We start from the raw sequence: 21,051 nt of genomic DNA, 5'->3' as shown, positions 1-21,051 counted from the left end.
AAATAAAGATGTTTTTCTGAACTCTGATGACCCTATTGTAGCCATTGATGGTCCGATCAGTTTAAAATCTATTGTGATCCCACCAAAGATGCATCCTTACTTACCGTTCCTGTATCTCAGTTAAATGGGTTAAATGCTGGATTAATAGATAAGTTGTCTGATTATATTGGAGTTACCAATGTGAAATTTGGATAACCAGATTTGAATTTAAAAATATTGTGATTACTCGCGTTTCAAAAAATAAAAAATCTATTCCACCTCAATGGTCAATCTGGCACTAAAATCTACGAGGGCAGTCTCAGACCTGTATGTAGCTGGTTCTAGTTTTGGCATTTGGTTAATCACTTTTATAACTTCTCGTTGAATAGTCTCTAGAGGTGAGACCACATTTATATTTTCGGGTTTACCCTGTTCATCTATCTGAAATCTCACGATAAATTCGTGCGATCCTTTAGGAATTCCAGCCGCAGCTAAACTTCGATAATCTACATATTCCGTGATAAAATGATTTATGTTTTCCGTAGAGCAGGCAACCAAAGCACCTCCTTTTAGATCCTCACAACCTGGAAAAACCGGCGCCCGCTCCACCATATTCATAGAAACAGCCTGCTTCCTAGAGGAATTGATTGGCTCTCTAGCTCCCATAGTTGTCTCCTTTTTAGTGACCTCTGCAAGGTTGTTTTTCTTTGCAACAACTTCAAAGGAGTAAGTATTAGTATACGACACCTCCACCGGAACGTGGTTTCTAAACCCAGGTTTTATCCCCTTGAGATTGTGGAGTGCAAAATAAATGTCGTCCTCTATTTTTTTATGTGGAGCCGCCACGCCGATCTCCTTTATATTGCCATCCTTACCGACGACAAAAGAAACTTTTACTTTTTGAATTCCAGTTTTTAACGGCAGATTATAATAATCCTTCGGACTGATTCGTCCATCCAAAAATTCTTTGAAGCTCTTATTGAAACATTCCCGAAGTTCCGAAGAGCTCATATTATAAGGACAGCCGACAAAAATGGGTGGAATTTGAGTATTATTGAAGGCTACAATTCCAACTTTTAAAGGAACTTCTTCCTTTATAATCTCTACTTCTGGAATATTCAGGGAAGTTGAAATCGAGTTTTTTAGATTTTCCACGTGCGGATTGGTTCCTATTTCTAAAGCCCTATTCAGATTCTCCAAAGCCTCCATTCCTTGTCCCGAACTATATAGCGCATTTGCGGTGAAATAATGATTGGATATCTCGAGATCGTGAAGAGTCTTATTTAAAATTATAGGCTCATTAATTATTCTGGAATTATTCCTCAGCGTATCAAGGACCCCATATATATGGTTAAAACCAGTTATAATCTTATAACCCAGGATAGAGTCATTGGGATCAAAATCTTCAAGAGATTTGGTCTGTAAGAATAATTGCATCACACTATCTGAACTTCGCCGCTGAAAAACCTCATTTTCAGAAATAAGCTCAGAAACTCTCTTTTGTGCAATTTTGTTTTCAGGAGATCGTGAAAGAACCTGACTGTAGATTTCGTGTGCCTTTTTATATTCTCCAGAGTTATAGTGATTTTCAGCGGTTAGCAGTAAAGCGGATGCTTCACCAGATGATTGGGGGCTATATTCATTCGCAAAATAGTAGCCACCTCCACCCAGTAGCAAGATTCCTAAAAAAACAGCTATTAATAGTAAGGGGTTAATCTTCCTCCTTTGTTTTTCAGGATCAATTTTTGATTTAATCGCAATCTTTTCGTCATACTTGAGCAACTCTTGAGATGACAAAGCATTTTCATTGTAAGGTGGCAAATTATTCTTCAATCCTCGAGAGCGATTTTCATTTTTATGTGGGAGCCCTTCAATTACATCATCTTCATTTGAAAAATAGACCTCCTTCTTCTTCGAAATATTTAAAATATCCAAATTAAGGGGAAAACTTCGTCCCAAACTTATGGAACTGGAAAAATCTATTTTGGTTCCAGAGTCGATTCGGTCTCCATTAATGTAGGTACCATTTGTAGAGTTCAGGTCTTCAATAAAAAGATTTAATCCATCGAAAGAAATACGGCAATGGCTTTTGCTTACTCGGTTGGTAGGATCATTAACCAAGATGGATATTTCCTTATTTGACACCTTTGGTTCCCGCCCAACAATAAAAACTTTAGTCTCCATCCCGTTAAATCGACTTAAAAGATTAATGATGCCAGCATATCAAAACCAAGAGATCTAAAATCTGTGGTGTGATGCTGATTTTTAAATTGGAAAAATGTTTAGGAATTATTCTATGCACTTGTCTCTAAAGAATAATATCTTTCTCATGGAATCGAAAGTAATATCGAGAATGATAAATATATGCTGGGGAATCGCCGAGGATTTAAAAGAATACTATAAAAAACATCATTATTCCATTCGGCAATCTATATAATCATTACATTTTTACAATAAGAACACTTTTCCGTCCGAGATAAATTTATATAAAATATACAATCAAAACAAGATGATTTTAATATATATTTAAGAAAGAAAGTAGCTTTAAATCAATTTAGATAATAAAGGACAACAATGCCTTTTAAAACTAAGAACACAATGTACTTCAGCTTCTAGGAATTTGCTGAAAACCCAAAATCCTTTTGTTCCGAAAAACAAGAAAAGCTCAATCTATTTTAAACCGCGTATTTGTCCCTTCAACTCTTCCATAGACTCCTGAAGTTGCCGTAGCAGATTACTGTCCGATGGTTCATCTACACCAAAACTAAGCTTACTATTGACAAGCCAAAGCTCCAAGATATCCCGGACTTTTACATCGATGGGAAGATATTGACTATTTAGAGAAATGAGTCGAATACTTTGTGGATTGTTCGGCACTTTTTGCAGTTTTTTGACCAAAACAGAATCCTTAAGAACAACGATATAGATTTTGCTATCCGTAGCCTCCGTGATATTTGGAACCGCACGGCCCAATACCCATTCATTGGGTCTAATATTGGGCATCATGCTGTCTCCTTCCACCTGAAAACCACGATAAGAAGCGTTTCTATATTCTGGCAGCGGAATATTAAAACTGGGGAGCGATTGATACCACCCTACATCTTGAATATTATTTGGGTATCCGGCGGCCGCTTTTTGATTGACCAAAACAATATTATCATTCCCACTGGAGTCCAGGGTAACAACTAATGGCGACACATCTCCACTGCGGGTATTAATATGTTTTTCACCACTTTCGCCAAAAAGCCATAAAGGATTGATCTGAAACTGTCCCATAAGAGCCGCTACAATCTTTCCGGATATCTTAGTCTTTCCCCGCTCGATGTCTGCGGTGGTGGATCCTGCATCCAAGAGTTCGGCAAAAGCCTGCTGCGTATAGCCAAATTCTTCACGTAACTGTTTGAAACGCTTGGCTTCAAGTGGTAATGTTCTTTCCATCTGCTAAAAATATGAATATTTGGAATATTTCCAAAATTTAGTGGGATAAATTCCTATAAAAAAATAAAAAAATAATTCATCACAAATAATATTCAATCATATTTTTAACTACTTTTGCGCACTATTAATCACTAATTTATTTTCAAAATGAAAAAAATCTTTTTATCACTTGCTGCTCTTGCATTAGTTGCTTCTGTTTACTCTTGCAGAGAAACCACCAAAGAAAATGCTGAGGACACTGCAGAATCTGTTCAAATGGACACAGAAAATGCATTGGACCACGCAGGTAACAAGCTTGACGATGCTGCTGATGCCACTGAAGACGCTTTGGAAGATGCAGGAGATGCTGTTGAGCAAGCTGCCGACGACACAAAAGACGCTGTGAACGACGCTACAGACGGACAATAAGCAATTCTTTGCTAATAAAACAGAAGCCCCTTCGATTTGGAGGGGCTTTTTTATTGTACTATAATCCTTATTCAAAACCGGAATAGAATCTAGCCTGCTATGCTTCTAGACCCAGGAAACAAAAACCAAGAATCAAGACTTTAAAATGGTGGGTGTTTTATAGTGACATTCGATAATGAGAAGTTTTATAGTCATCAAATATTCTCATCGATAACTCAGAATGCATTGCACAGAAAAACCCGTTTTCTACTTTGAGCAGCCACAACCCGGCTGGCACTTTTTATCTCCAAGAGGTACTTGGGTCCATTTTTTTTCTGAATCGAATTTGGACGTTTTCTTATCAATAACAATCTCGGGATTTAATTTTTTATGATTGCGCTTTTTTTGGCGTTTAATAAAAAAGAAGGAAGTAAGCTTAAACCTATATTTTAAGTGGTAAATAAAAACCGGATAAGGTTTTGTAGGCTTCCACTCGTCTTCGGCAATTGCAATTTTTAAAAAGGTGACATCAAAATTATTCTCTTCCGAAGGCCTGAACCTATTTAGATTCTCAATATACTTACGATAATAATTACCAAAAAAAGAAAAACGGAGACTGTTTATCCTATCATAAAAATGATCAATATCCTCTACTTCCAAAGGAGATTCGGGTAAGTTCTCTAACCTACTTCTAAAGTGGGAAATTAGGCCATGAAAACCTCTAATATTTTTATGAGAAGACTTGGCTCTAGAGTGACTATTTGATGTGGAATCAATCAAAAGATTAATGGATTTTTTACCACTGCAAATTTAATGAATTAATGAAGACCGGCCTATATTGAATTAATTAGATTCCATTTTGAAACCTAACCAACATACTAAAAAGACAGTTAAAAACACCATCTTACAAATGAATAAAAAAATTACTACTTTATTTCAACGATCTGAAAAGATTCTTTATAAACTCCTTTTCATTCGCAGCTTCATCCTTAGATTCTCGTTTATGCTCTTTATATTCCTCATCAGCTATATAACTACTTAAACTTCCATCTGTATAGCTTACCCTTTGTGGGAAATAAGCATCCGGAAATTCATCATATTCAGAGTGAGCGTCTTGTTGTTCTATTTTCTCAAGTTCTTCTATCGTTTTTTCAACTTTCTGTCGTTCATAAGACGTGTCGAAGTCATGATAGTATTCTATTTCTTTTAGTTGTTTCAATTTATTCTTTAAACTATGAATAGGAGATTCGTCTGGAATTGCATAATCTAGGTTTGAAATCACATCATAAAAAACAGCATTATAAAGATCCTCGTTTTCATTTTGAAATTTTTCAAATTGAATGGGAAAAGCAGTTTTGATTTCAAATATTGCTGGTAATTCGTCGAAATATATGATGCTTTCAAAATTATTCATCAATATTCTTTCTATATCAAAAGCTTCTTCACCTGTAAAATGACTCAACAATGAAAAGAAATTACATATTGAATTGTTGGTTATATTATTCGAATAGCAAATCTCCCTTAAATTATCTTTAACAAACGCCAACAAACTTCTATTTTCTCTTCCAAAGAAATCTCTTAGAAGATCAATTTTTAAAATAATTAAATCCTCTCTGCTCGGTTTAAAATATTTCGATTGCTTAGAATCCATTTCGAGAATGTCAAAATTCCTAAAGACTATATTTTCAATCAATTTTAATTCTTCAGAATTTAGTTCCACTTTATGAGAATCTTCGATCTCTTTTCTCCCCGTTATTGCCAGCGCAGGTTTTAAAAAAAGAATTGAGGATAACAGTTGTTCTTTAGCAATTGAATCCATATTTATATAAGATACTAAAAAGTCCTGAATTGAGGGGTTTTGATATTTAATTGCCAAATTTCCATTTGGCAATTTATTAATCTGGATCATAGAGTTTTCCATTTCTTTAAGGGAGGATTTAAAATTTCGACTATTTATTGAAATGTTAAAACTCGTACTATTTATTTTCAAATAATATTGAATCTGTTTAAATAATTGGCCATAATTAATTTCACTTCCCGAAATCAATAAACAATCCAAGATAATTCTGGACAGATCAGATATTTGATTCTCATAAACGTGCTCCCATATTAAAAAAGGAGAATCAAACAATTTCATAACATATTGAGGAAATTCTAATGGTTCGTATCCTTCCCAAATTTTGCCTTGGGTAAAGGAATGAATAATTCGCGGATTATAGTTTCTGTGATTTATAATTTTAAATAGATATTCTTGCTTTATAATCTCATCAATATATTCAAATGGAATTTCATTAATTGATAGATGATTATATAGAATAAGTGCTTTTGTAAAATCGTTATATTTGGAAACATCAAGTAGACACTTGGACAGGTCCCGTTCAAAAATATCAAACCTTTGTTTTGCCTGATTTAAAATATATTCTCTTGTCGTAAATATTAAAACCTTGTTAGAAGATTTTTGAATCTTGTTTATAAATCTAATAATATTTTTCTCTTCGTTATTTGCAATAGAATTTTGCAAAAAATTTCTACCTAAAAAGTCATCGAACAAAAAGATTTGTTCCTTATCTTCATCGAATAACTTAAAGCCATCATCAATACTATCAGCCAAAAACACAAATTCATAATCTGATTGGGCTAATAAATCGAAAACTAACATTTCAGCCATGGTAGTCTTTCCAATTCCTGGAGGTCCTGAAATAATTACATATTTATTAGAATTGATAATAGATGTTGCCTCTGCATAGCTATCATTTTGCACATACACTTTTATTTTTTCCTTTATTTCATCAAGAACAAATTTTGTTTGATTAATGACCTGTCTATTAAAAATCTTCTTTAATATATCAGTGCTTGATAACCATAGCTTATTGAAATTGTCCTCAACCTCAGGAAACTGAGTTAAGAGGTTATTTAGATCTTCTCTTCCGAAAATATCTTCACTGCTCTTTATATAGGGTTGAAAGAGTTTTTTGATTTCTTCTTTATTTCCAGGTGTTAAGGAAACACTCGTAGTTAAAATATATCTTTCAGGATTCAGTTTTTCTGCTTTTTTCAACTCGCCTTTTAGATTGGAGGCTAAAGATTTATAAGTCTTATATCTCTTAGCTTGAACAATTAATATTTCTCCATTAGAATGTCGCAGATCTATCCCCTGATCTGCACCTTCACCGAATGATTCCAAGTGTATATTTAAATGCAGCTGAAGTAAATCACGAGAAAGCATTTCGAACTCAAAGGGCGATAATATCTGGAAATCGTAGTTTTTCATTTCTTTTTATTATGGATCTAACTATTCCTTTTCAACAGGGATGTCTGGGATATTTAAAGATTAGAAATATTCTCATGATTTTAAGCCTGGAATCATAATCACTCTTCCTCCACCTCCAAAACCTCCATAATCTCCCGAAAACTATTCAACCCAGCCTCAATATTCTCAATAATCTCAGCAGCTAAAATATCTGGATCGGGGAGGTTGTCAAGATCGGTTAGGCTTTGATCTCTTAACCAGAAAATGTCAAGACTTGTCTTATCTCTTGCTACAATTTCTTCGTAGGTGTATTTGCGCCAACGCCCATCTTCATTTTCTTCACTCCAAGTTTCTTCTCGCTTGTCTAGGTTTTGGCTGTTGTATAGTTCCTCGAACTCGGCTAAATGCTCTTGGCGCATTGGGTTCTTCTTTGGGGTGTGGTGTATGTTGGTTCTGTAATCATAAAACCAAATTTCTTTTGTCCAAGGATCTTTGCTTGCTGGTTTGTTGTTGAAAAATAAAACGTTCGCTTTTACACCTTGAGCATAGAATATTCCCGTTGGTAAACGTAATATCGTGTGCAGCTCCGTGGTTTTTAATAATTGCTTACGCACTTCTTCACCGGCACCACCTTCAAATAGAACGTTGTCTGGTAAAACTACTGCGGCTTCTCCATTAATTTTTAGTTGCGTTTTTATGTGCTGCAAAAAGTTCAATTGCTTGTTGGAGGTGGTTTCCCAAAAGTCTTGACGGTTGTAGCTTAAATCTTCCTTTACAATTTCTCCTTGCTCGTTGGTGAAAGACATACTGCTTTTCTTGCCAAATGGCGGATTTGCAAGTACGTAATCATATCTCCTCCCATCATCCGAAATCAGGGCATCGTTTGGATTGATAAATGATTCGCCGTCTATTTCACCAATGTTGTGCAGATACATATTCATCAGACACATTCTGCGGGTGTTCGCAACGATTTCATTGCCGTGAAAAGTTTTATTCTTTAAAAACTCTTTTTCTTCCCGGTCCAATTGATGGTTTTCCACAATCCAGTCATAAGCTGCCAAAAAGAAGCCTCCGGTGCCACAGGCGGGATCTACAATGGTCTTCATTGGTTTGGGTTGCACGCAGGCAACCATGGTTTTAATCAAGGCTCTTGGTGTAAAATATTGGCCTGCGCCACTTTTGGTGTCCTCGGCGTTTTTCTCCAAAAGACCCTCGTAGATTTTTCCTTTGATGTCGGCACCCATCATGGACCAATCTTCCTTATCGATCAAGTTGATGACTTTCAACAGCTTGGCAGGATCCTGTATTTTATTTTGGCTCTTGGTGAAAATCTGTCCTAAAGTTCCTTTTTCTGTGCTGAGCGTACGCAACAGCTGACTGTAAAATGATTCCAGTTCTGCTCCTCTTTTTCCTGAAAGCGTTTCCCAATCTGCCGTTTCCCCATCCTCGATTTCATTTCCATCAACGTCCTTTAATTTCGGAAAAAGCAAACCTTTATTGTAAGGCGGTTTGTTGAGTTCATCTGCCATTTTTAGGAATAGCAAATAAGTGATTTGTTCTAGGTAATCACCATAGCCTACACCATCATCACGTAAAACATTAGCGAGGTTCCATATTTTTGATATTATTGAAGCGTCTGTCATCTATAGGTTTATAATTTTATAACTAATATTTTCTTAATTATGAGTTGTAAAATGTTTTGTGACTTATATGTGGTTCACAAAAGGTCTTGCTAATCATTTACAATAGTCAATAATCTTTTAAAAGCATAAATTGTTGGTCTTCTCCCTGAACCGGCTTCCGCAATTTCCAGTACACTTTCTTTCACCAAAATATCTAAAAGCCGCGTTGCACTCGATTTGGGTATTCCGGAGTGTTTTGAAAAATAATTGGATGAAAATATAGGTTGGATAAAAATAGTATCTAAGCAATGTACCGCATACTGACTACGGGTACTTTCTATAATCTCTTTTTTAACGTCCTCGTATAGATTGATGATCGCTCTGGTTTTATTGATGTTTCTCTCTGCCTGAACAATAATTGCTTGAAGAAAAAACCGAATCCAATTTGTCCAGCTGCCGCTATCGGTAATGTTTTTTAATGCATCATAATATTCCGATCGATGGTTTTCTAAATAATCACTGAGATAAAAAACGGGTTCGTGAATGATCTTTTTGTGATATAAAAATAGAGGAATTAGGATTCTACCCATTCGGCCGTTTCCATCCAAAAATGGATGAATAATTTCAAATTGGGCATGGACAATGGCCAATTGCACATTAACATCCAGTTCCTCGTGATGCATGTATTTTTCCCAATTACCCAATGCCTCTGTCATATCAGGAACAGTTGGTGGTACAAATCGAGCGGTGTCTATGGTAGAGCCGGGCGGACCAATAAAATTTTGAATGCGTCTAAAGTTTCCAGGATCGGCACTACTCCCTCTAACATCGCGCATTAATGTTGCGTGCATTTTACGAATCAGGTTTAAGGTCAGTGGCATACTTTGCATCTGCTCCCGTCCTTCTTTTAAGGCAATACGATAATTAATGACCTCATAAATATCACTTTTTTTGTTATCCGCTACCTTTTGCTCTCCTTCAAACTGCAAAACATCTCTTAAAGAGGCTTGCGTACCTTCAATTTTTGATGAGTGAACTGCTTCCTGAGTTCGTAAAGGAGCCAATAGCACATCGGGGTTGATTACCGATTGCAGCAATCCATCATAACGCGCAATATACCTGTTGGCCTTACCCATCAAGTCAATAAGTTTGGCCCATTCTATATTTTCAAGCGGTAAAGGATTCGGGATATAAGGTTTCATTTTTGTGGCTTATGAATGAGTGACAAACAACTTTATGGCTCAAATATACAAAAATATGAGCTACAAGATGAATTGTAGTTCACGAATGAGTTACAACCATTTTTATTCTTTTCCTTTTTTTATCCGCTCATTTCGACTGCGCTCAATGCGAGCCAACAACACACTCGCCGGCTCATAATCTTTATCTGCTTTGCATTGTGCTATTTCTGCTTCGGTTAATAGTTTACCCTCAAAGGCTTTTTTAAGAATACTCTGTCGTAGGGCTTCTGCTTTGGCTAAACTATCAACAATGCTTTCTTCTACTTTATCGCAAACGGATAAACGGGATTCGATTTCTTGGACGATTTGGTGTTGTTCTTGGATGGAAATCAGAGGAACTGAAATAGATTTTATTGTGCCCTGACTGACTGTGTTTTGACCCGCAGAAGAAACCATATTATGATTTATGAACTTTCTCACTTTTGATAATTGGAAAAAATAATAATAGAACTTTGACATACATTTATTCAGGTCAAGAGAGAATCGAATAAAATGATCGCAAAATGCCCATAGTTCGATTTCATCTTTATGACTAACGTGAATAAACCTACCAACTAAATCCACACTACCATTTACTCTTATTACAATTAAATCCCCCTCGTTTAATTTGTATTTTACAAGCTCATTGTCTTTTAAAATTATAGATCTCGATGACGAATTATCTATTTCAAGATTTGTAATGTCTGCTAATCTTAAAACTTTTATTTCACGGCCATCTGTACCTTTTCTCTTTGCAATTCCATTTTGAGATGACTCAATTATTTTCTCAAAGGGAATTTCAGGGTGGCCCTCAAAAGCCTTTTTCAAAACCGCTTGTCTATAAATCACCAATTGCTCTTGTGCTTTTTTAAGGTCGGCAATACCGCTATCTAAACTGCTAAAGAGTTCTTCTATTTTTTTGACGATGGCTTTTTGTTCTACTAAAGGTGGAATCACAACATTTAATTCTTTCAAATCTGTTAGTGAAACATTATTCATCGCACCACCTCTTGCTTTTGCTTTCAATTTTCTCGAAACAAATGAATCAAGTTGTTTTCTTAGAAAATCAGCAACTAAAACTTTATTAAACCCATTTATAATTGCAAATGCTTGATTAGTATTCGCAGGTAAAACATCTTTAGATATTAAGCAAGTTTCACCTATTGTTCCAGCAATTGAAAACAAAACGTCTCCTTCTTTTAATTGTGAACGTTTTTGAGAATTATGTGCTTCTTCAGAAATAAATTGATGAATACTTTTTAATTCAATTCTTCCCTTAACAACATTTTCAATTTTAATGAAATTAATTCCTTCATTTTGATATTTGTAACCATACGTTGTAGGTGTGCTTCCCTTTGTTATTTTTGATGAAATATCTCCCAACAAACACTCCACCCAATCCTCTTTCCCCTTGTCTGAACCTTGATATGGCTTGATTTTCTTGATTTCTTGATTTTTATTGTCTTCAACCATGATTAAACTTGATTTACCTGATTTCATGATTGTTTTTTATGGTTTTTTATTGTTATTGTGTACACGTTTAAATTGTAATGATTTAGCTCCGAAATTGAGAAGCAAACCAATTTCTAAATTATAAGCTTCTACATAATTCATAGCCTGTGCTAAATGCACGTCTTCGAGATTGATGATTGCTTTTATTTCTACCATAATGGTGTCTTCTACAAAAAAGTCCACTCTTCTTATACCAATATCGTGTCCTTTGTACTCTATAGTCATATTATGCTCTCGACTGAAATTTATATTTCTATCCGCCATTTCAATAGCCAAAGCCCGTTGATAAATAACCTCCTGAAAGCCATTTCCCAATGTTTTATGTACTTCCATTGCTGCTCCAATAATAGCATGTGTCAGTTCTTTATGTTCCATATATTAAAAATCAAGAAATCCCAAAATCCTAAAAATCAAGGTTCAAGACTACGCTGCTAATATTTCATTAAGTTCATTAATAATTCCATTCATTTCCTTTCCAAACAACTGATACATTTTTCCTTTTCCACCTTTGGCATCAAAAGGAGTGTAATCGAGATCGTCCATTTCTATATGATAACTGCTTACCACGTGATCTTTGATCATGCGCAACCAATCCAGCTGCTCCTGGTTGAAACGGTTGTGTTGTCCGGCGTTTTGTTTGAAAATCCAGTTTCTAAAGTTTTCGTCTATGGTTTTGTCGTAGGCTTTTAATTCGCTGTCAATACCACAAGCCCTTCGGATAAGCGAAACCAAAGCCGTTAATTCATCTTTGGGCTGTGTGCTTTTTACTTCTTCTAAAGTTGCATAGGCATTCCAAACCATTTCAGGTGCCAAAGTGGGTTTATCCATTTGCAATTTCTCCATCACCTCCTTGATCATTTTAAAAGTAATATCTCGCCGGTTATAAGGTTGGTTGTAATAGATGCTCAATGCCTTGATCTCGTCTTTATTGGCTTCCAAATAAGCTGTAAAATTCTGTACGGTTTCTTTTGCTTTATCTTCTGAGGTGGTGTCCCATTCACTTTTGGTAACGGTATCTATATTAATGCTGTCAATAATCTGTTCGTGCTGTTTTCGAACATTGTCCAGGTAATCGTTTAATTCTCCATTAAATGTTTTGCTTGCCTCGCGGACCAATTCCTGTTGTGCTTTGGCTTTGGCTTCTTCTCTTATTGCCGGGCTTATATCAGAGACGGATAGCACTCCGTCGGTACACAATTTGTCAATAGCTAATTGCGCTTTGGTTTCAATAGCATCCACATCATAAGCAGTAATCAGTTCCTTGGTTATCTGTTTTAGATTTTTACCGCCAGTATAATCCAATAATTTGTCTTTCTCCTTATCGGTAATCTGTTTTTCCAAACGGATCAATCGGTTTGCCAATGACAGAAACAAATCTTCATCGGCCACGCCCATCGTAATGGCACCCAATAAATCTTTCATAGCCACCGTGGGTTTCCGCTCCAGCGGCCTGCTGTCTGTTTTCTTGGATTTGGTAGCACCAACGGCATCTACAATCACAAAATGGGTTTTGCTTGTGGCCGTTGCGGAGACTTCGCGCAATGCATCCGAGGAGATAGTACGTGTTCCTCGTCCTTTCATTTGCTCGAAGTAATTGATGCTTTTTACATCGCGCATAAAAAGCAAAACTTCCAATGGTTTTACATCGGTACCCGTGGCAATCATATCAACGGTGACAGCAATCCGAGGATTGTAATTATTTCTAAAACGGTTTAATAGGGATTTTGGATCCTCTTCAATTTTGTAGGTTACTTTTTTGCAGAAGTCATTGCCTTCATCAAATTCCTCGCGAATGATTTTTATAATGTCATCGGCATGGCTGTCCGTTTTGGCAAATACCAAAGTCTTGGGCACTTCATAATCGCCATTTGCATCTATTCTGTTGGGGAAAATTGTAGTTTTTAGGGCGCGTTTATATTCCCGTATGATATTCCGGATCTGGCTGGGGTTGACTACCTTTTTATCCAGATCGTTGCGTTTGTATTCCGTGTCTTCATCTTCCTGTTGCCAACGTTTGGCCCGGGTGAGTTTATCACGTCGGTCCACAAACCAACCCGATTCGATTACTGCACCTTTTTGGGATATTTCGGTTTCTATGGTGTACACATCGTAAGGCACATTTACGCCATCGGTTACAGATTCTTCATACGTATATTGACTGACCACATTTTCATTAAAGAAACCAAAAGTTCGTTTGTCGGGAGTTGCCGTTAATCCGATCAGGAAGGCATCAAAATAATCCAGCACTTGTTTCCATAAATTATAAATAGAACGGTGCGCCTCATCAATAACGATAAAATCAAATTGTTCAATCGGTACTTTGGGGGTGTATTCAACCGGCATGGCCTTCTTTTTGGAAATCTGCTGTTGCATCCAAGAATTTTCTTCCGGATTTGCCAATTCGGCACTTTCATCCAACTCTTCTCCTTTTAAGATGGAATAAAGACGTTGAATAGTAGAAATACACACTTGACTATCCGAAGCGATATAGCTTGAAGTTAAGCGTTGCACATTGTAGAGTTCGGTAAACTTTCGGTTATCGTCATTGGGCTGAAAGGTCATAAACTCCTGTTCTGCCTGTTCACCAAGGTTTTTGGTGTCCACCAGAAACAGAATGCGCTTAGCATCGGCGTGTTTTAATAAACGATATACAAAAGTAGCTGCTGTAAATGTTTTTCCGGCTCCGGTGGCCATTTGAATCAGTGCTTTCGGCCTATTTTTCTTAAATGAATGTTCTAGGTTATTAATAGCAACGATTTGTGCCGGCCTGAGTCCTGTAGTATTCAGTTCAGGAATTGATTGCAGTCTTTCTCTTAGGCTTTTCCCTTTCTTTAACCATTCGGCCATTGTTTCGGGTTTGTGAAAGCTGAAAACATTTCTTCCTCTCGGTTTTGGATCCCGATGATCTGTAAATCTTGTAATTGTACCGGTACTCTCATAAACAAAAGAGAGCGGGTCATTGTCTAAATATTTTAATTTTGCCTGAGCATAACCAGTGGATTGTTCTTCAACCGCTATGAGCCTATGCCCTTCCTCTTCCCGTTTTGCTTCAATGATCCCAACAGGTTTTTGGTTTACGAACAGCACATAATCAGCTGGTCCAACATCGGTTTGATATTCACGAACCGAAACACCAATATTTGCATACAAGTCAACTTTATTCTTTGACTGCACCATCCAACCTGCTTCACGAAGCATTTGGTCTATCTTATCGCGTGCTATTTGCTCTGGATCTTGATTGATGGAAGACATTTATATTTTAAATTTTGGTGTATGCAAAATACATAAAATTATGTTAACAGTCGTTGATGGGGGCGACCTTGCTTAAGGTGCTTTTTCTCGAATAAACTCATAATAAATTGGATGCTCGAACTATATATATAATTAAAAGCTAAGGTATAATTAAAAGAAATATAATCCCGATGGGAAACCGTAAGGTGTGGCTAAATTAGAAGCTGGGAATTTACCCCAATGATTGACTTATAAAATCCTGGTAGATATTTAGATATACTGAAAAAAGGTTAGAAGATAAATTTTTTGAACATTACAAATAATCTGTGCGCAATTTGTGTTCAAATTTGCGAATAAAAAAACGCAACCTCTTGTTAAACAAGCGATTGCGTTAATCAAAAGTACTGATGGCGGGACTTGAACCCGCACGCCCAAGTAAGGGCACAGGATTTTAAGTCCGGCGTGTCTACCAATTCCACCACATCAGCATCTCGGCTCCGCTCGATAAAGGCATTTAGATTACCCTAACACCAATCTGTCCGAAACATTTTGGACTTAACAAAAAATGCCGATACTCTATCGGCATTCTTGGTCGAGCGAAAAACGGGATTCGAACCCGCGACCTCCACCTTGGCAAGGTGGCGCTCTACCAACTGAGCTATTTTCGCATTTTATTTTTAAGAACGTTTAGCGCTAAACCATCCCGATAACCACCGGGAGAGCTATTTTCGCATAAATTCTAAAGATCGTCGCTTAGATATCCAAGCGGGTGCAAATTTAAAACTTTTAACCAAATGGCAAAGAATAATGAAGGGAAAATTTTAGATAAAGACCCATATCTCCCTTTGCTCAATCTTTTCTCCCATCCATTACTTCTTCATCTTAACGGAAGCATTCCGTTGTAACATCCGCCGGATCTCATTAAGTTTCATTAATGCTTCTACTGGTGTCAAAGTATCAATATCTATATCGAGAATTTCTTCTCTCAGTTCTTCAAGCAAAGGATCGTCCAACTTAAAGAAACTCAATTGCATTTCATCTTGGGAGACGGCTTTCATGTCCTCGGTCAATTCTTCGGAAGCATGACTTTTTTCCAGTCGTTTTAAAATTTTATTGGCTCGCAGGAGAACCGCCTGAGGCATACCGGCCATCTTGGCAACGTGGATTCCAAAACTGTGCTGACTTCCTCCCGGAACCAATTTTCGAAGAAAAAGCACGTTGTCTTTCAATTCCTTTACCGAAACATTATAGTTTTTGATTCTGGAAAAAGTTTCGGTCATTTCGTTCAATTCGTGGTAATGTGTAGCGAAAAGTGTTTTTCCCCGCGAAGGATGCTCGTGCAGATATTCACTGATAGCCCAAGCGATGGAAATCCCATCATAAGTACTCGTTCCACGCCCTATTTCATCCAATAGGATTAGACTTCTATCTGAAAGGTTGTTCAAAATGCTCGCCGTCTCATTCATTTCAACCATAAAGGTGGATTCGCCCATCGAAATATTATCGCTCGCCCCCACCCGGGTAAAAATCTTATCGACACAACCCATCCGTACTGCAGAAGCGGGAACAAAACTCCCCATTTGCGCCAACAATACAATCAATGCCGTTTGTCGAAGAATCGCCGATTTACCACTCATATTCGGACCGGTGATCATAATGATCTGCTGATTATCGCGATCTAGAAAGACATCATTTGCAATATAGGGCGCGTCTGGCGGAAGTTGATTTTCAATAACAGGATGCCGGCCTTCCTTTATATCAAGATCGTAAGAATCATCAAATAATGGGCGGGTGTAATTTGCATCTCTAGCCTGTGTAGCAAAAGAACACAGACAATCCAACTGTGCGATCAAAGAAGCATTTTGCTGAACGGTACCAATATATTGAAGCATCCACTCTACTAACTTGGCAAAAAACTCCTGTTCTAGGGCAAGAATCTTTTCTTCGGCTCCAAGAATCTTGGCTTCATATTCCTTTAATTCCTCAGTGATATAACGTTCCGCACTTACTAGTGTTTGTTTTCGGATCCATTCAGCGGGCACCTTGTCCTTGTGGGTGTTCCTGACTTCAATATAATATCCGAAAACATTATTGGAACCTATTTTGAGCGAAGAAATTCCAGTCTTTTTGGTTTCCCGTTCCAGCATTTCTTCCAGATAATCTTTACCATGCGCAGAAATATTGCGAAGGTCATCCAATGCTTCTGAAAATCCTTCCGCGATGGTATTTCCTTTTAAAACATTTACCGGAGCTTCTTCAAAAAGAGTTTCCTTTATTTTATTTCGGAGCAATTCACAATCGTGTAATTGTTCTCCAATAATTTTCAGGGATTCATTCTTGGAACCTAGAGCCAGAGTTTTAATGGGAACAACCGCTTCCAAGGAATTTTTAAGATGAATCACCTCCCGAGGATTCACTTTTCCTGTTGCAACTTTTGAAATCAGTCGTTCCAAGTCTCCAATTCGCTTGGTGTATTGCTGGACTTTCGCTAAGACTGTAGGGTTATCAAGTAAAAAACTGACTACTTCATGTCGTCTGGTGATTTTCTCCGAATTTTTTAAGGGAAGTGCCATCCAGCGCTTTAAAAGCCTTCCGCCCATTGGAGAAATGGTTTTGTCGATAACATCCAAAAGCGTCACCGCATTCTGGGAGTTTGAATGGTAAAGCTCCAAATTCCGGATGGTAAATCGATCCATCCATACGTATTCGTCTTCTGCAATCCTTGATAGTCTTGAGATGTGCTGAAGTTTGGTATGACGGGTTTCACTTAAATAATGAAGGGCGGCACCGGCGGCAATAGTTCCATCTTCCAAATGGTCCACTCCAAAACCCTTTAAGTTTTTTGTATTGAAATGTTTTGTGAGAGCCTCAAAAGTATAATCGGTTTGGAAAATCCAATCTTCCAAATGAAAAACGTGATATTCATTGCCAAAAGTTTCGGCAAAAAGTTTCCTCTTTTGTTTCGAGAAAAGTACTTCTGAGGGACCAAAATTTTGAAGTAATTTATCAACATATTCAGCAGAACCTTCGGAAACCAGGAATTCTCCCGTGGAAACATCCAAAAAGGAAACTCCAATATTTTTAACTGCCATGGAGCCTTTGGAAGTTCCAAAATGAATGGCGGCCAAAAAGTTGTTCGATTTAGATTTTAGAATATCATCATTAAAGGCAACTCCGGGAGTTACCAACTCTGTTACACCTCGTTTTACAATGGTTTTGGTCATTTTGGGATCTTCCAACTGGTCGCAAATAGCAACGCGGCAACCCGCCATCACAAGTTTTGGCAAATAAGTGTTTAGGGAATGATGTGGGAAACCCGCGAGCTCCATTTTATCACCACCATTATTCCGAGCGGTAAGGGTAATGTTTAATATTCCGGCGGCACGGATGGCATCCTCACCGAAAGTTTCATAAAAATCACCCACTCGAAACAGCAGCAAAGCATCGGGATACTTTGCTTTAATAGTGTTGTATTGCTTCATCAATGGGGTTTCCTTCTTCGACATAACTCAAAATGTTCTTTAACCGATAAATGTAACGAAAATGTAGTTTTCTTAAAAATGAAGTGATAGAGATTTGCTGGCTTTTATCAACAAACTGTATAAGTTGTTTCACAGAGTTGCGCGGAGTATCGCAGAGTCTCCCAGAGGAAAATTTTGAGACTTCAACCACTCAACTTTGCGTCGTAGAATTAACTTTTAACAATTAACTTTGCCTTCTATGAAAAACAGAAAATTAAAAAACAGCGAACTTGAACGAATCAATGCGGACGAATTTAAAGCTGTAGAAAAAACTCCCCTTATCATTATCCTCGACAATATTCGTAGTCTGAACAACATCGGTTCTGTGTTTCGTACTGCCGATGCATTTCTGATCCAGAAAATTTATCTCTGCGGAATCACCGCCAAACCACCGCATAAAGACATTCAAAAAACCGCTCTGGGCGCAACAGAAAGTGTAGAATGGGAATATGCTGAAGATGTAATGGAAGTAGTTTCGAAACTTCAAAAGGAAGGAGTTTTTGTCGCTTCTATCGAGCAAGCGGAACTTGCCGTAAACCTTAATGATTTTTCCACACAGCAAGAAATGACCTATGCAATCGTCTTCGGAAATGAGGTAAAAGGAGTGCAACAAAAAGTGGTTTCAGCGAGCGATGTAGTTATCGAAATTCCTCAATTCGGCACCAAACATTCATTGAATATTGCGGTGAGTGTTGGCGTTGTGGTTTGGGATCTTTATGTGAAGTTGAAGATTAGTGGATAGAGGGTAGCTGGTAGAAAATGAAGTCGAAGATGAAGATAAAATTATTCCTATTAAAAAAATCGGCTGGTCAATAATTCTACGTGGATAAGCACAATACTGAAAACACCAAGAACGATTGCAAACTTCAGAATATTATGAAGTACCATATAATGGATTTTATTTCTGGAATACCATAAAACCACCAAGAATACAACTAGGCCCGCGATGCTGGCATAAAAATAAAAATCCATATATCCTATTTCCGTCTTAAATTTTGTAATAAGTAGCAGAATTGGCACCAAAGTCAAAATGCTTAAAATCGTCAACATTCGTTTGGAAGTCATTTCTCCATATACAATTGGAATGGTATTATATCCGTGGGTGAGATCGCCTTTTATGTTTTCTAAATCCTTCACCAGTTCCCTCATTGCAATAAGCAAAAACAGGAAGGTGGCGTGAACGAAGATTACGATATCAAAATTTCCGTAATGCACGAAAATTGCAAAAAATGGCACTACCGCCAAGATAGCAGCGGTTATATTTCCTATAAAGGGATATTTTTTAAGCTTGTGGGAATAAAGCCAAAGCATAAAAATATAGACCGAAAAGAACAGGACGGCTTTGAACGAAACGTAACTGGCAAAAATAACGGACAAGAAATTGAGCAGAAAGTATGTAGATAGTTTTGTGCGTTGGCTTACCAATCTGTCCAACATCGTTTTTCGGGGACGGTTTATGAGATCCTTTTCGCTGTCGTAAAAACTATTGATGATGTATCCGCTGGCAATGGCAGAAGAGGAGGCAAGTACCAACATCAACAAATTAACATCAAACAAAACTTTTCTCACGGGCAAGTCCGGCGCCAGAATATATATACTTGCCAGATATTGCGCGATTACGATGATTAAAATATTATAGCCACGGACCACTGAAAACAAACTGAAAAACTTAAGAAGTAAGAGTTTTTGTTTCCTGTTGAACATAGACTACAAAATTGAGGGAGGAACTATAAAGGAAGATTTTACATCAGGTAAATAGGAGTTATCAATCGATTGATCTATAACTTAACAGGTTATGCTACCTTGGGAATTACCATTAGGCAAATAAGAATTATTAAAAGCTATAAACTACTTCCAGTTTATAATTTTTCAACGCCTTTTTGGCTTTTTCGATATCTTCGGTAAATCCGAGCATATAACCGCCACCTCCAGAACCGCATAATTTAAGGTAGTATGCATTAGTATCAATTCCCTTTTTCCAGAGCTTATGGAATTCAATTGGGATCATTGGTTTGAAATTGTCCAGAACCACCTTCGACAATTGTTTGATATTGCCAAAAAGTGATTTTACGTCGCCCAAAAGAAAATCCTCTACACAGGCATCCGTATGTTTTACGAACTGATCCTTGACCATTTTTCGGAAACCCTCCTGCTTCATATTCTCCATGAATATCTGGACCATTGGAGCGGTTTCACCTGTATTTCCACTGTCCAGCAAAAAAACAGCTCCCTTACCATTGGCGGTTTGGGAAGGAATTCCTGCAGGTTCTATATTATCGCTGGAATTTATAAGAATAGGCAGACTTAAATAGCTATTTAACGGATCCAAGCCGGAAGATTTACCGTGAAAAAAAGATTCCATTTCTGAAAATATAGCTTTCAGCTGCAGCAATTTGTCACGAGTGAGGTTTTCCAAAACCGTAATTTTATTGTTGGCATACTTATCATAAACCGCTGCTACCAAAGCCCCACTGCTTCCTACGCCATATCCCTGGGGGATGCTGCTATCGAAATATAAACCGGCCTCAACATCTGCCTTTAGAGATTCAAGATCGAAGGAAATCATTTCGGGTTTTTCCTGTTGTAAATTTTCCAAATATTCCGCAAAACGCCTTAACCCTGCGTTCGATTTGTGCGTAGAGATGGTATGGTGCTTATCAAGCTTTAACGCACCCTTGTAAAAATTATACGGAATGGAAAGTCCTTTGGAATCTTTTATAATTCCATATTCACCGAAAAGAAGAATTTTTGAGTAAAATAAAGGACCGTGCATAAGCTATTGGTTAATAAATCTAAAAATATAGTTATTAATTTAAAACGAATCTCACTGCAAAGATAATCATTTTAACAAATAGTCATTGAAAATTAATGAACAATAAAATTTAGACGCA

At 37.2% G+C, this 21,051-nt stretch carries 14 protein-coding genes and 2 tRNA genes; 2 read left to right on the top strand and 14 right to left on the bottom strand.

From position 1 onward, the window contains the following. Positions 1-249 precede the first annotated feature (249 nt). Both EI546_RS13505 and EI546_RS13500 read right to left on the bottom strand, forming a co-directional pair. Positions 250-2,163 carry an FHA domain-containing protein gene (locus EI546_RS13505; protein ID WP_128251036.1) on the bottom strand — a complete coding sequence of 638 codons (1,914 nt, stop codon included), beginning with the start codon at positions 2,161-2,163 and terminating at the stop codon, positions 250-252. 486 nt (positions 2,164-2,649) lie between these two features. Next, the gene (locus tag EI546_RS13500; protein WP_128251035.1) at positions 2,650-3,417 is read right to left on the bottom strand and encodes an XRE family transcriptional regulator; all 768 of its coding nucleotides are present in this window, start codon (positions 3,415-3,417) and stop codon (positions 2,650-2,652) included. 255 nt (positions 3,418-3,672) lie between these two features. Here EI546_RS13500 and EI546_RS16530 point away from each other — a divergent pair, with 255 nt between their 5' ends. Beyond that, positions 3,673-3,825: a hypothetical protein gene (locus EI546_RS16530; protein ID WP_240673115.1), complete on the top strand. Its 153-nt coding sequence runs from the start codon at positions 3,673-3,675 to the stop codon at positions 3,823-3,825. Positions 3,826-4,071: 246 nt separating this feature from the next. On the opposite strand, the gene EI546_RS13490 is transcribed toward EI546_RS16530, so the two are convergent. From EI546_RS13490 to mutS, 10 genes are all read right to left on the bottom strand, one after another. After that, on the bottom strand, positions 4,072-4,584 hold the full coding sequence (locus tag EI546_RS13490; RefSeq protein ID WP_128251033.1) for a hypothetical protein: 513 nt from the start codon (positions 4,582-4,584) through the stop codon (positions 4,072-4,074). 151 nt (positions 4,585-4,735) lie between these two features. Then, positions 4,736-7,075 carry an nSTAND3 domain-containing NTPase gene (locus EI546_RS13485; protein ID WP_128251032.1) on the bottom strand — a complete coding sequence of 780 codons (2,340 nt, stop codon included), beginning with the start codon at positions 7,073-7,075 and terminating at the stop codon, positions 4,736-4,738. A 98-nt stretch (positions 7,076-7,173) separates the two neighbouring features. After that, positions 7,174-8,697, bottom strand: a complete 1,524-nt coding sequence (locus EI546_RS13480; protein WP_128251031.1) for a class I SAM-dependent DNA methyltransferase — start codon at positions 8,695-8,697, stop codon at positions 7,174-7,176. Between the two features lie 89 nt (positions 8,698-8,786). After that, positions 8,787-9,878, bottom strand: coding sequence for a Fic family protein (locus EI546_RS13475; protein WP_128251030.1), 1,092 nt, complete (start codon positions 9,876-9,878; stop codon positions 8,787-8,789). 102 nt (positions 9,879-9,980) lie between these two features. Beyond that, positions 9,981-11,396: a restriction endonuclease subunit S gene (locus EI546_RS13470; protein WP_128251029.1), complete on the bottom strand. Its 1,416-nt coding sequence runs from the start codon at positions 11,394-11,396 to the stop codon at positions 9,981-9,983. Positions 11,397-11,405: 9 nt separating this feature from the next. Then, positions 11,406-11,783, bottom strand: coding sequence for a GxxExxY protein (locus EI546_RS13465; RefSeq protein WP_128251028.1), 378 nt, complete (start codon positions 11,781-11,783; stop codon positions 11,406-11,408). Between the two features lie 48 nt (positions 11,784-11,831). After that, positions 11,832-14,660: a type I restriction endonuclease subunit R gene (locus EI546_RS13460; protein ID WP_128251027.1), complete on the bottom strand. Its 2,829-nt coding sequence runs from the start codon at positions 14,658-14,660 to the stop codon at positions 11,832-11,834. 381 nt (positions 14,661-15,041) lie between these two features. Then, positions 15,042-15,127 (bottom strand) — tRNA-Leu (locus tag EI546_RS13455). 107 nt (positions 15,128-15,234) lie between these two features. After that, positions 15,235-15,307, bottom strand: a tRNA-Gly gene (locus EI546_RS13450). Positions 15,308-15,508: 201 nt separating this feature from the next. After that, positions 15,509-18,145 (bottom strand): DNA mismatch repair protein MutS, encoded by a 2,637-nt coding sequence (mutS, locus tag EI546_RS13445; RefSeq protein WP_128251026.1) that lies wholly within the window; start codon positions 18,143-18,145, stop codon positions 15,509-15,511. Between the two features lie 214 nt (positions 18,146-18,359). Between mutS and EI546_RS13440 the strand changes: the two genes are divergently transcribed. After that, positions 18,360-18,902, top strand: coding sequence for a TrmH family RNA methyltransferase (locus tag EI546_RS13440; RefSeq protein WP_128251025.1), 543 nt, complete (start codon positions 18,360-18,362; stop codon positions 18,900-18,902). A gap of 50 nt (positions 18,903-18,952) precedes the next feature. Here the strand turns inward: EI546_RS13440 and EI546_RS13435 are convergent, their stop codons facing one another. After that, a complete protein-coding gene (locus EI546_RS13435) occupies positions 18,953-19,864 on the bottom strand; it encodes a geranylgeranylglycerol-phosphate geranylgeranyltransferase (protein ID WP_128251024.1) in 912 nt (303 codons plus the stop codon). 130 nt (positions 19,865-19,994) lie between these two features. Beyond that, positions 19,995-20,933, bottom strand: coding sequence for a mevalonate kinase family protein (locus tag EI546_RS13430; protein ID WP_128251023.1), 939 nt, complete (start codon positions 20,931-20,933; stop codon positions 19,995-19,997). Positions 20,934-21,051: the final 118 nt, after the last annotated feature.

It is taken from the genome of Aequorivita sp. H23M31 (assembly GCF_004022485.1).
GTDB lineage: Bacteria > Bacteroidota > Bacteroidia > Flavobacteriales > Flavobacteriaceae > Aequorivita > Aequorivita ciconiae.
This window is presented reverse-complemented; position numbering and strand designations above follow the sequence as displayed.